This window comes from Acinetobacter wuhouensis (assembly GCF_001696605.3).
In the GTDB taxonomy this organism is placed as follows: domain Bacteria; phylum Pseudomonadota; class Gammaproteobacteria; order Pseudomonadales; family Moraxellaceae; genus Acinetobacter; species Acinetobacter wuhouensis.
The window spans coordinates 691,474-704,202 of record NZ_CP031716.1 but is presented as its reverse complement, the minus strand read 5'-3'; the positions used below and the strand labels follow the sequence as shown (position 1 = coordinate 704,202).

The following is a 12,729-nucleotide window of genomic DNA, read 5'->3' as shown; positions in this document are numbered from 1 at the left end:
GGCTTTTAAATAGAAAACCTCTCCCTAACCCTCTCCTGAAAGGAGAGGGAACATTCAATATTGATTTAGATCTCGCCGAAAATAACTTTTGCAGGAGGTCTAATGTTACTTTTCCATCAATAGTACATTCAAAGTCCATCAACTCAATTCTGACAAAAATAATTTTTCTAAATACGGATTCAAAAATTTCCGTTCAGGATCCAAGTACTCACGTATTTGTTGAAACTGATCCCACATCGGATACATAGCGCGTAATTGCGCTGTGGTCATGCTGTGCATTTTCCCCCAATGCGGACGACCTTGATAGCGCTGTAAAATAGGTTCAATTTCATTAAATAACAATTGTGGATCTTGCTTAATGTATTGATGTATCGAAATCGAAATCGAATCACGCTGATAAAATGGACTTAGCCAAATATCATCGCCTTTGACAAAACGAAACTCTATTGGGAAAAAAGTTTGCTGTTTGGATTGTTTCATCTTGGCAAGCACTTCCTGTAAACAATCCACGCCCAGCTCGACAGGAACTTGATATTCCATTTCATTGAACTTGGTATTGCGTGGCGTTGGAAATATCTTGCTCGACCAATCTACAAAAGTTGTCGGCTGAATAAATACCCCCAACAGCTTTTGCAATTTCGGATTTAATGAAGGAAATGTCTTGGTCAACTCACAACACACCGTCAATAATGTATCTTCTGATGGAAAAGTATTTTTACGTGGCTGAATTTCTTCTTCCGAAATATCCAAGGTTTTCAACATCAACTTAGACGCATGTGAAAAAGCAAAACATTCGATATGCCGATGTTCATTTTTCCATTGTGCAATATTTTGTATAAAGTCCTGCACATCACAGAGCTTCACATGTTCTTTGAGCTTATAACGTGGTTTATTTTGCATGGTGATTTTGGTCAAAATCCCCAATGTGCCAAGTGATACCCGCCCTGCATTGAAAATATCAACATTTTCATGACGATTACAACGCAAGATCTCGCCCGATGCAGTGAGTAATTCAAACGCCTCAACATAGGCTGAAATACAATGCAAATCAGTGCCCGTACCATGTGTTCCTGTCGATACAGCTCCCGCCAAACTTTGTTGATCAATATCACCCTGTTGCATCAACGATTGCTGAATCGGTTGTAAATACTGATCTAAGTTAAATAAGCGTGTTCCTGACCAAATACTCGCTTGCGACAAAGCAGAATTCACTTGCTCTACCCCTGCAATATGATCCAATGACAACAATGTTGCATCGGTGCAGACCAATGGCGTGAATGAATGCCCTGCGCCCACCACTCGAATTTTAGAATGGTTTTGTACGATATTTTTTAACTCATCAATATTTTGCGGTTTGAGAATCTGTGTAGGTTGTGACTTTTGATAACCCGACCAATTATTCCATGTCAGTGAATTTTTATTTTGAGTCAATGCTTGATTCATAACGCTCATCCTTTAGCGTACGGCTGTTTTTAAATTGCCGTGATTGGTTCTTTTCTCTAATTCATGTTTTGGAATCTCTGCGGGGCGTGTCGTCTGATCATATTGACGCTGCGAAGACTCTAAATTTAACTGCTGCGAAAGTTGTTGAAACTTGAATTGAATCGCCGCATGTGTCCATTGCCCATATAAGGTATGTGCACCCTCATAGGCTTGTTGCTGATATTCTTCATTGGTGGTGATATAGCCCATATAGTCATTGCAATAAGACACCAAACAGGTTTTTTCCAATGCAGAATTTCCTGCCAATTGCTGACTTACGGTTTGAATCAAGCGATTCCCTGCTGTTGTGGTGATTTCACCTGGACAGCAAACCAATGCCAATTGACCAATTTTTAAAATTTGCAGTGGAATCACACTCGGTACCAATGGACTGACTTGAATCGCACCGGCTTTGACTTGCCGATTCATTTCCGCAATTAAAGGATCAATAATGCTTGGTGAAATATCTATATTCTGACCAAATAATCGATTTTCAGCGCTTTCCAATACAATATCTTTTGGAAATTGTGAATCATAAAGTGCTTTGTATTTTAAATAATCTGGCGCATTTGGATTCGCCAAGCGTTTTTTACGCACTTGCTTTGAAAATAAAGACATCACTTGGGTAATCGGTTTTGCAGCGCCTTGACCATCGATAGGTGTTCCGCGAAAAAAACCTACACCATGGCATGCCACACTGGTTTTAGCATTTTCAACACCATTGCTAAACTCAGCAGGTACATCGATTTGACTCAGATTCACATAACTGAGCACACCATCCAAATCGCCTTTCAACCATGTCACTGACGCATGATGGTTACTCAATGCTTTTATTGCCAACTCACTTTGATAACGCCCATTTTGTTCAGCATATTGATATTCTTTTTCGCCTTTAATTTGTTTGCGAATCTTATCTTGCTTCGGACCATGAAAATGTGGCGATACATCACCTGCGGTCGCTTGCGCAAAAATCGCGACAGGATATTCAACACCTTGGTCTTGTAAATATTGCTCACTTAAAGCAGAGGCATAGCCCTTATTGTCTCCATCATGGGCTTTTAAAGTATTGCCCAAACAGGTTGCATGCACGCCAAAAAGAGAAATCAAAGCATGCAACTGTTTTTCTTTTTTCTCATTATGACGGTAAAAACCGAGTAATTGCATTTCACGATTCAACGCCAAATGGGTTTCTGTTTCAACTCTTTGCACGACATCTGGATTGCGATTATAGGCTTGCAGTGAACGATTCCAAGCGACGGGGATTTGATCTGAAAACTGACAAGTTTGATAACTAATCTCAGTTTCCTGTTCTGCATCCATCGCATTGAAAATACTTTGCGTAACCGCTTCAATCACAGCATTTAAATGTTCAGGTACAAACCCAGGTGTCGGCATATTATAAAGTGCTTCATAGGCACAGCCTCCTGGTGCTGAATGCGTATGCGTTGCCATCATCAATAATTTTTGTTCATCAAACTTATCTGCTAATTTTTGTTTTAAAACGTCCACGACACCTTGGCGCATCGCATAGGTAATACAACCAAAATCCAAACAACACATTATCGTAGGCTGTGTCTGTACAGAATCTCGAATCGTAAATGTTCTGGCAAATAAAGCGGTGCGCTTTTCATAAGCACGATGCGTCCAGGAACCAAAGCCGAACATAGCAAAACCTTGTGCTTGTATGTGTATTTCCTGCTTATCCCAGCCGACCATAAACATAATTAAAATCCTTTATTTTCCGTCTTTAGTGTAATTAAATCTTTTACAATATCAGAAGTAGATTGAATCTTAATCAAAAATATGCGATACCAACGAGGGTAAAAGCAACAATAATATGGGGGGCGAATCGGACTTCATGAGCGAACAGCAAAAGGAATTTGCCAATTCTCAATACTATATACCACCGATGATTTTGACCAGTTTGATCCACTATGCAGAACAACAACACTGGTCTTATGCGGAATGGTTTTCAACACAAAGTTTAGACTTGGAACAAATACGCCAAGGACATGGTTTTGTCGAGTTTTCAGAAATTTGTAGCGTCATTTCTCAGGCAATTCAACAAACACAGCAACCGCACTTAGGCGTTTTACTGGGCAGCAGCGAAGGTCAAATTTCAATGGGAATTTTAGGTTTCGCGATGCAAGCCTGTAAAACCGTAGAAGAAGCCATGCAAACCGCCCTGCACTATCACCCCATTTCAGGGAGTGTCTTAGACATTTCTTTTAATATTGTGAATGATTATTGCGAAATTGAACTGAGTGAGCGGAGTCATTGTGGGGATTTAACCGCTTTTTTTTGTGATGAAGCCTTTGCCAGTATGATCACCTGTTTAAACATGATGCTAGGGGATCATCATGATTTGGTTCGCTTAGAATTAAGTTATGATCATTCTGTTTATTTAGATGACTACCAAAAGTTTTTCAATTGTCCAATCCTGTTTAATGCCCATAGAAACTTGATTCGATTTAATGCGGCAATTTTAGCAAGAGCCATTAAAACTTATAGCCCTGTCAATTTTCAATCGGCAATTCAAATCTGCGATCAAGCCTTAAAACAGTTTGAGCAAATGAATCAACATAGTTTGGTCAATGTGTTACAACATCTTATTGAAAGTCACTTACCTGATCGTTTCGACATGCAACAAGCAGCTCAACATTTTCATATCAGTGAACGCCATCTACGCCGTTTATTGCTTAATGAAGGTCTAAATTTTCAACTACTCAGACAACAAGTTTTAGAAACGAAAGCCAAACAATGGATCGAAGATAATCAATCCATCAGTGAAGTGAGTTTCAAATTGGGCTTTAGTGAGTTGCGTGAATTCCGCCGTGCATTTAAAAAATGGACAGGATATTCACCTACAGAGTACAAAAAAACTAAACTCTTGGGTTCAGTTTCTTAGTGCTTTATTTAACCAAATGTAAATAGCAGCAAGATTTACGCGAATAAAAAAATTATATTATTTGATTTATTTTCAATAAATTAAATAAAAAACTTATTCTTCAATAAATTCTAAGTATGTAAATGCATTTACATTTAGAATAAATACTCGACTAAAGAATAAATGCATTCAATTCACGATATGCATATCTTTTAGGCATGGAAAATAAAACAAATACAGATGGAGCTTTACATGGTCAGTGCATACGATGAATTACCACGCACACCTGCCAATTTCGTAGCATTATCTCCGCTACGTTACTTAGAACGCGCAGCTTATATTTATCCACATCAAGATGCGATTGTGCATGGTGCACGACGTATTACTTGGCGTGAAACTTATACCCGTTGCCGTCAATTTGCCCATCAATTACAAAATCTAGGCATCCAAAAAAATGATACAGTTTCGGTGCTTTTACCGAATACTCCAGCCATGGTTGAAGCACATTTTGCTGTACCAATGGCAGGTGCCGTTTTAAATACACTAAATACGCGTTTAGATGCAAAAACTATTGCATTCATGTTGGAACATGCTGAAACCAAAGTACTTTTGGTTGACCCAGAATTTGCAGCAATGGCGCAGGAAGCGGTTGCACTGGTACCACAAGAGATTTACATCATTGATGTGGCAGATGTTGAATATGAAGCCAATGACACGACTGCACGTATTGGTCAGATCGAATATGAAGAATGGCTCAACGGTGGCGATGAAAACTTTGAATGGCACTTGCCTCAAGATGAATGGGATGCGATCAGTCTAAATTATACTTCTGGTACGACAGGCAACCCGAAAGGTGTGGTTTATCATCATCGTGGTGCGTACATCAATGCTGCGAGTAATATCATTGCCTGTGGAATGACACCACGCTGTAAGTATTTATGGACTTTGCCACTATTCCACTGCAATGGCTGGTGTTTTGCATGGACGATTGCAGCCAATGGTGGTACCAATATTTGTTTGCGTAAAATTGATCCTGAACTTATTTTCAAACTGATTGATCAGTACCAAGTGGATTACTTCTGTGGTGCACCGATTGTCTTGTCGATGTTGATTAACACACCTAAAGACAAACAAATCAAATTTAATCATCGTGTTGAAGTGATGGTGGCAGGTGCAGCTCCTCCTGCTGCGATCATTGAAGGAATGCATCATATTGGTGTGCAAGTGAATCATGTGTATGGTTTGACTGAAACTTATGGTCCTTCTGCGCTGTGTGCATCACAAGCAGGTTGGAGTGAGTTGTCGATTCAGGAACAAGCACAGCTTCATTCGCGTCAAGGTGTACCTTATCCATTACAAGATGGGATGCGTGTCCTTGACCCTGAAACCATGCAGCCTGTACCGAATGATGGCACGACCATGGGCGAAATCATGTTCCGTGGCAACATCGTGATGAAAGGTTATTTGAAAAATACCCAAGCCACTGAAGAAGCCTTTAAAGGTGGTTGGTTCCATACGGGTGATTTGGCAGTGTGTCAACCTGATGGTTATGCAAAAATCATGGATCGTTCAAAAGACATTATCATTTCAGGCGGTGAGAATATTTCATCGCTTGAAGTTGAAGAAGTACTTTATACCCACCCTGCGATCATGACTGCGGCTGTGGTAGCAAAACCAGACCCTCGTTGGCAAGAAGTCCCTTGTGCATTTATCGAACTGAAACAAGGAGCTGAAACCACACCAGAAGATGTGATTGAATTCTGTAAACAGCATTTAGCTCGCTTCAAAGTGCCAAAAGATGTGGTGATTTGTGAGATTCCAAAAACCTCGACAGGTAAATTACAGAAATTTGTACTACGTGATTGGGCGAAAGAGCGTTCAGTCGGTGAGTTTAATTAATCGGGATAATCCCCATTCATTAATAAGAGAGGTGGCATAAGCCACCTTTCTTTTTGAGCTATTTTTCCTTCTAGCGATTAAGAGCTGACCCACCATCTTCGTTTCTCTTTCACTAACTGATTTAAAATCGTCAAATCAGCAACAATTTAAATTACTTTTCAATACACATTCCACGATATTTAAACGATATACGCATCAATCCCACAAGACACAACTTTTTACGATTTTGACAATTTGTATCCTTATTTTTCAGTGAAAAGTGTTTATACTCAATGCACTTACAACTTTCAAGCTATTTTTCTTTGACTTTACAGTCACAGAGAAATAACCATGAAATACTTGTACGTCACTATAAGATGTTGCACGATGTACTAGAACAAATATGTGTCAGTGAAGACACATTGTATTTATCAAGATTATAAATCTGGTTTAACCAGTATTGAGGAACCCGATATGCCACAATACAAAGCGCCCTTACGTGATATGCACTTCGTTTTGCATGAATTATTAAATGCTGAAGAACATTACGCGAAACTACCTGCATTCCAAGAAACCGTAAGCCGTGAATTGATTGATCAATATTTAGAAGCTGGCGCGGATTTCTGTGAAAATGAATTATCTCCATTGAACCAAATCGGTGACCGCGAAGGTTGTACTTGGAACGATGGCGTTGTAACCACACCTACGGGCTTTAAAGCGGCTTATGACAAATATGTAGAGCTTGGCTTCCCTTCTCTTTCTGTACCTGAAGAACATGGCGGTCAAGGCTTACCAGGTTCTTTAGCAACCGCTATTTCTGAAATGGTCGGTTCTGCAAACTGGGCTTGGGGTATGTACCCTGGTCTTTCTCATGGTGCAGTACGTACCATTGAGCATCACGGTTCTGCTGAACAAAAAGCAACGTATTTACCAAAACTTGTTTCAGGTGAATGGACAGGTACCATGTGCTTAACAGAATCACATGCAGGTTCTGACTTGGGTATTATCCGTTCTAAAGCTGAACCACAAGCAGACGGTAGTTTTGCAATCTCTGGCGAGAAAATCTTTATCTCTGCTGGTGAACACGATATGGCAGAGAACATTGTTCACATCGTTCTTGCTCGTCTTCCTGGTGCGCCTAAAGGTACCAAGGGTATCTCTTTATTCATCGTTCCTAAATTCAATGTCAATGCTGATGGTTCTATTGCAGACCGTAATGGCGTACGTTGTGGTTCGATTGAACACAAAATGGGTATCCATGGTAATGCAACGTGTGTGATCAACTTTGATAACGCGAAAGGTTTCTTGATTGGACCTGAAAATCGTGGTTTACATGCAATGTTCACATTTATGAACACTGCACGTATCGGTACTGCTGTACAAGGTCTGACTGCTTCTGAATCTTCATTCCAAGGTGCTTTGGCTTATGCAAAAGACCGTTTGGCAATGCGTTCACTGTCTGGTCCTAAAGCACCTGAAAAAGAAGCAGATCCAATCATCGTACACCCTGCTGTACGTAACATGTTGATGACACAAAAAGCGTATGCTGAAGGTGGTCGTGCACTGGTTTACTTCCTTTCTCAATACGCTGACGTTGTTGAACAAGGCGCAACTGAAGAAGAACGTAAATTTGCTGACAACATCTTGTCACTACTTACACCGATTGCAAAAGCATTCTTAACTGAAACGGGTTCAGAATCTGCAAAACACGGCGTACAAGTATTCGGTGGTCACGGCTTTATTTCTGAGCATGGTATGGAGCAAATCGTACGTGATACACGTATCTCTTGCTTATACGAAGGTACAACTGAAATCCAAGCACTTGATTTGTTAGGTCGTAAAGTTTTGGGTACTCAAGGTGCAATGTTGAAAGACTTCACTAAGATCATCCACAAATTCATCGAAGCAAACAAAGACAATGCTGAATTAGCTCAGTTCCTTGAGCCACTTGCTGCGCTGAATAAAGAATGGGGCGACTTAACCATGCAAATCGGCATGAAAGCAATGCAAAACCCTGATGAAGTTGGTGCTGCTGCGGTAGATTACCTATACTTCTCTGGTTATGTAACGCTTGCATTCCTATGGGCACGTATGGCACTTGTTGCACAACAGAAATTGGCTGAAGGTTCAACTGAAACTGGTTTCTACAATGCAAAAATCAAAACAGCTCAATTCTACTTCAAGAAAATCTTACCACGCGTTCGTTCACACGTTGACGTGATCGCAGGTGGCTTAGATCCATTGATGGCATTGGATGCTGAAGACTTTGCATTCTAATTTGACTGTCTAAACAGTCAGCTAAAAAACTGTACTCAAGAGTGCAGAAATAGAGAAAGGACGGTCATAGCATTCACCGTCCTTTTTCTTTATAAATAACCACTATTCAACTTAGGTCCCCTAACAACATTCACAAATGTTGCTTAAACTGATCTGAGTTAACAGATTCAAACAATAAACAGGTGAACCCACATGCCAATTTATAATGCGCCACTTGCAGATATGAAATTCATTTTGAATGATGTTTTCAATGCAGAACAATTCTGGCAATCAAATGAAAAACTTGCTCATGTTGATTCAGCAACGGCTGAAGCAATTTTGGAAGAAATGGCGAAATTTGCCCAAAATGTCACTCTGCCTTTGAACCGTACTGGTGATGAAGAAGGTGCGCATTATGAAAATGGTAAAGTGACCACACCTGCAGGCTTCAAAGAAGCGTTTAAACAATATGCTGAAGGCGGTTGGATTGGTCTAGGTGCAGATGAGGAATGGGGCGGTCAGGCAATGCCAAAAATGCTGACTGTACTTGCGGACGAAATGCTATTTGCAACCAACCCATCATTCATGCTCTACCCGCTTCTTTCTGTGGGTGCAGGGATGGCGTTGAACAGCTATGCATCTCAAGAGCAAAAAGAAACCTATTTACCGAAAATGTATACAGGTGAATGGTCAGGTACCATGTGTTTGACTGAACCTCATGCAGGTACAGATTTAGGCATTATCAAAACTAAAGCTGAACCAAATGCAGATGGTACGTACAACATCACAGGTACAAAAATCTTCATCACAGGTGGTGATCACGACCTTTCTGAAAACATCATTCACCTTGTTTTAGCGAAAACACCTGATGCACCTGCGGGTTCACGCGGTATTTCACTCTTCATCGTACCAAAATTCATTGTCAATGCTGACGGCTCTTTAGGCGAACGCAATACCGCAGGTCCGGGTTCAATCGAACACAAAATGGGGATCAAAGCGTCTGCAACATGTGTGATGAACTTTGATGCTGCCAAAGGTTATCTTGTAGGTAAAGAAAACCACGGTCTTGCAGCGATGTTCGTGATGATGAACTATGAACGTTTGTCTATGGGTATCCAAGGTCTAGGCGCTTCTGAATATGCATATCAAAATGCTGCACAATATGCGACAGATCGTTTACAAGGTCGTAGCGCGCAAGGTGTTCAATCACCAAGTAAACCTGCGGATAGCATCCTAGTACACGGTGATGTACGTCGTATGTTGCTTAATGCTCGTGCAAACAATGAAGCGTCTCGTGCATTTGCAGTTTATGTCGGTCAACAATTAGACATCACCAAATTCTCTACAGATCCTGAAGCGGTTGCTGCTGCCAATAACCGTGTTGCACTACTCACACCAATTGCAAAAGCATACTTAACTGATACAGCATTTAATGCTGCAATTGATGCACAAATGGTCTTCGGTGGTCACGGCTTTATCCGTGAATGGGGCATGGAGCAATGTGTACGTGATTTACGTATTGCACAAATCTATGAAGGCACCAACGGCGTTCAGTCACAAGATTTAATTGGTCGTAAAACCATTAAATGTAATGGTGAATTCATTGCTGAATACATCGCTGAAATCCGTGATTTTGCCAATGATTTAGACTCTGACTTGAATTTCATCAAAGACGCAACGTTAGACGTTGCCACTGAAATTGAAGTCGTGACTCAGCGTATTATTGAACGTGCGCAAGAAAATGCGGACTTCTCAAATGCTGTTGCTGTAGATTACTTACATGCTGTGGGCTTACTCAGCTTCACGTATATGTTTGCTCGTATTGCCAAAGCAGCAAAAGCCAAAGAAGGTCAATTCTACCAAGACAAATTGGCATTGACGCATTACTTCATTCAGCGTGTATTGCCTGAATTAAGTTCTCGCGTTGCGAAGATTAAATCTGGTGCAGAAGTGATTATGAGCTTTAGCGAAGATTACTTTACCAATCAAGCTTAAGTTCAGAACTCTTAAATAAGTTTTAGACTTTGAAAATACCCTCAACTTGTAAAAGTTGGGGGTGTTTTTTTGCTGTCATATCAAATACCCTCCTGAGCCATAAGCCAAAACATTCTTCCTTGAATCAAAGGGGCATCACTATTATCCTGATAATATAAAAAACCTTTAAACCAATAATGTCATTCAAAAGGATTATATTTGTCATGAAAATTAGAAAGTTTATAGGCTTATCAGCACTAATCAGTGCCCTGTCCACTTCTCTATTTGCAGAACAACAATTCAAAAGTTTAGCTGAAATACAAGACTTAGCTGATCATGGAAATGTCTTAGCGCAATTCTCTATGGGTTTTCATTATCAACAACAAAATAATGATCGCGATGCATCAGTATGGTATGAAAAAGCAGCCCAACAAGGTCATGTAACGGCTCAATATCTATTGGCTAAAAACTATCTTGAGGGAAAAGGCGTCACTCAAAATACGCCTAAAGCATTTGAATGGTTTAAAAAAGCCGCTGAACAAAATGATCTATATACCCAAGTACAATTGGCTGATATGTACTGTAATGGAATTGGAACAAAACAAGATAAGAAAAAGGCTATTGATTGGTACACAAAATCTGCGGATCAAGGATCAAGTGATGCACAATATAAATTGGGTGAAATTTACGCAAAAGGAGATGGTATACCTAAAAATATTGAAATAGCTTTAGCATGGTATACAAAAGCAGCGCAACAAAATCATCCATTTGCCCTATCTTCATTATCAAAAATGTACCGTTTAGGACAAGGTGTGAAAAAAGATTTGGATAAAGCAAATTTTTGGCGAGATAAATATTTAGAGCAAATCAACATGCCTATGCAAATGAATAAATAAGCTCAGTTAAATCTTCTTGTTTAAAGTGGGTTGGTAAATACATTTTTATTGTCATCAAATTACGAGAGTAGAAATAACATAACATCAAAAATGATTATTTCTAAATCGAAGAACATTCATTTTCCTTTCATGTGCATGAAATTTGCATGGTTTTAAATAACTTAAAACCTTGAAGATGGAGGATGTGATGAATAAAGATCCACGTATTGAAAAAATTGAAAAACTCCTCGATAAATTTGGCAATATCGCCGTAGAAGCCTTTCACTATTTAGCACTTTTTATTATCGGCTGTATGATCGCATGGTCGGCAGTGCATACCATTATTGATATTTTAACCGTAAAACAATACGCTACGATTGATGATATTTTATTGTTATTCATTTACTTAGAATTGGGTGCAATGGTCGGAATTTATTTTAAAACCAATCACATGCCTGTCCGTTTCCTGATTTATATCGCCATTACCGCACTGACCCGCCTACTTATTTCCGATATTCAACATGACCATAAAGCGGATATTGATCAGCTCATTATTACAGGCTCAATTCTGATTTTAGCCTTTTCAATTTTAATTGTACGTTTTGCCTCTTGGAAATTTCCTTCTGTGATTCGGGAAAAGCACCAAGACCAACCACTGCCTTATGGTAAAACGCCAAAACCTGAGGATGATGAATTGGCTTAAAAATCAAATGTTTTACAAAAATCCACCTCACCCTAACCCTCTCCTCAAGGAGAGGCAATTATCTTAGTGATTGATATCAATTTATCTAGCGATCATTTGGAATCTGTACATAACGTCCATTTTCATAGACCCAATGCATCCCCACTTGTGGATCAGGCAAACCATAACGGCGCCAATCACTAATCAAGGTATATTGCGAACTTTTAATCGTCCCATTTCCATTGACATAACCATAACTGTTTCCAGAGTAGGTTGTCTGTGTTGGAAACTGATGGTTATAAATAATCGTTACACCATTTTGTGGCGGATAAACAGGATAAGGGCGATCTGGATAACCATGATCTGGGTAATTTTGATGAGGATAATGCGGGTAGCTTGGATAACTAGGATAGTTTAGATACGGTCGATTATTCTGAGGTCGTATCGGGACTTGTTCAGACATCGGACGACCATATTGATCGGTATAAGTATAGGTTCTCGTCGGGGATTGATGCTGATGGCGCTCTACACTTCGATAATTGCCCCAGTCCTTTCCATCTGCCCAAGTTGTTGTATAAGCACCCGAAAGCAGTAATGCAAATAAACTAAAATTGAGTATTTGTTTCATTTCTACCCCCACGTAGATGACTCATTAACTGTAATCATAATCCACAATCTAAGACAAATAATGAATA

General features: G+C 39.8%; 9 protein-coding genes. 6 read left to right on the top strand and 3 right to left on the bottom strand.

Annotation, left to right across the window (positions count from 1 at the left end; all coding sequences use genetic code 11):
• Positions 1 to 138 precede the first annotated feature (138 nt).
• Positions 139 to 1,443 (bottom strand): D-arabinono-1,4-lactone oxidase, encoded by a 1,305-nt coding sequence (locus BEN71_RS03980; RefSeq protein ID WP_086322730.1) that lies wholly within the window; start codon positions 1,441 to 1,443, stop codon positions 139 to 141.
• A 12-nt stretch (positions 1,444 to 1,455) separates the two neighbouring features.
• Positions 1,456 to 3,204, bottom strand: a complete 1,749-nt coding sequence (locus tag BEN71_RS03975) for a neutral/alkaline non-lysosomal ceramidase N-terminal domain-containing protein (RefSeq protein ID WP_068972870.1) — start codon at positions 3,202 to 3,204, stop codon at positions 1,456 to 1,458.
• Between the two features lie 136 nt (positions 3,205 to 3,340).
• On the opposite strand from BEN71_RS03975, the gene BEN71_RS03970 reads away from it, so the two are divergent.
• The 6 genes from BEN71_RS03970 (at position 3,341) to BEN71_RS03945 (ending at position 12,055) form a co-directional block, all read left to right on the top strand.
• Positions 3,341 to 4,390, top strand: coding sequence for an AraC family transcriptional regulator (locus BEN71_RS03970; protein ID WP_068972934.1), 1,050 nt, complete (start codon positions 3,341 to 3,343; stop codon positions 4,388 to 4,390).
• A 231-nt stretch (positions 4,391 to 4,621) separates the two neighbouring features.
• Entirely contained in the window at positions 4,622 to 6,268 is a 1,647-nt protein-coding gene (locus BEN71_RS03965; RefSeq protein WP_068972869.1) for an acyl-CoA synthetase, read from the top strand.
• A gap of 453 nt (positions 6,269 to 6,721) precedes the next feature.
• Positions 6,722 to 8,524 carry an acyl-CoA dehydrogenase C-terminal domain-containing protein gene (locus BEN71_RS03960; RefSeq protein ID WP_068972868.1) on the top strand — a complete coding sequence of 601 codons (1,803 nt, stop codon included), beginning with the start codon at positions 6,722 to 6,724 and terminating at the stop codon, positions 8,522 to 8,524.
• 192 nt (positions 8,525 to 8,716) lie between these two features.
• Positions 8,717 to 10,498 (top strand): acyl-CoA dehydrogenase C-terminal domain-containing protein, encoded by a 1,782-nt coding sequence (locus BEN71_RS03955; RefSeq protein WP_068972867.1) that lies wholly within the window; start codon positions 8,717 to 8,719, stop codon positions 10,496 to 10,498.
• Between the two features lie 203 nt (positions 10,499 to 10,701).
• Positions 10,702 to 11,373 (top strand): tetratricopeptide repeat protein, encoded by a 672-nt coding sequence (locus BEN71_RS03950; protein ID WP_068972866.1) that lies wholly within the window; start codon positions 10,702 to 10,704, stop codon positions 11,371 to 11,373.
• Positions 11,374 to 11,560: 187 nt separating this feature from the next.
• Entirely contained in the window at positions 11,561 to 12,055 is a 495-nt protein-coding gene (locus tag BEN71_RS03945) for a phosphate-starvation-inducible protein PsiE (protein ID WP_068972865.1), read from the top strand.
• Between the two features lie 85 nt (positions 12,056 to 12,140).
• Here BEN71_RS03945 and BEN71_RS03940 read toward each other — a convergent pair whose 3' ends face one another.
• On the bottom strand, positions 12,141 to 12,662 hold the full coding sequence (locus tag BEN71_RS03940; RefSeq protein WP_068972864.1) for an RcnB family protein: 522 nt from the start codon (positions 12,660 to 12,662) through the stop codon (positions 12,141 to 12,143).
• Positions 12,663 to 12,729: the final 67 nt, after the last annotated feature.

What these genes read in the sequence shown, in the direction of transcription:
- BEN71_RS03980 (WP_086322730.1), bottom strand. Translation starts at nt 1,443, where the DNA reads ATGAATCAAGCATTGACTCAAAATAAAAATTCACTGACATGGAATAAT.
- BEN71_RS03975 (WP_068972870.1), bottom strand. Translation starts at nt 3,204, where the DNA reads ATGTTTATGGTCGGCTGGGATAAGCAGGAAATACACATACAAGCACAA.
- BEN71_RS03970 (WP_068972934.1), top strand. Translation starts at nt 3,341, where the DNA reads ATGAGCGAACAGCAAAAGGAATTTGCCAATTCTCAATACTATATACCA.
- BEN71_RS03965 (WP_068972869.1), top strand. Translation starts at nt 4,622, where the DNA reads ATGGTCAGTGCATACGATGAATTACCACGCACACCTGCCAATTTCGTA.
- BEN71_RS03960 (WP_068972868.1), top strand. Translation starts at nt 6,722, where the DNA reads ATGCCACAATACAAAGCGCCCTTACGTGATATGCACTTCGTTTTGCAT.
- BEN71_RS03955 (WP_068972867.1), top strand. Translation starts at nt 8,717, where the DNA reads ATGCCAATTTATAATGCGCCACTTGCAGATATGAAATTCATTTTGAAT.
- BEN71_RS03950 (WP_068972866.1), top strand. Translation starts at nt 10,702, where the DNA reads ATGAAAATTAGAAAGTTTATAGGCTTATCAGCACTAATCAGTGCCCTG.
- BEN71_RS03945 (WP_068972865.1), top strand. Translation starts at nt 11,561, where the DNA reads ATGAATAAAGATCCACGTATTGAAAAAATTGAAAAACTCCTCGATAAA.
- BEN71_RS03940 (WP_068972864.1), bottom strand. Translation starts at nt 12,662, where the DNA reads ATGAAACAAATACTCAATTTTAGTTTATTTGCATTACTGCTTTCGGGT.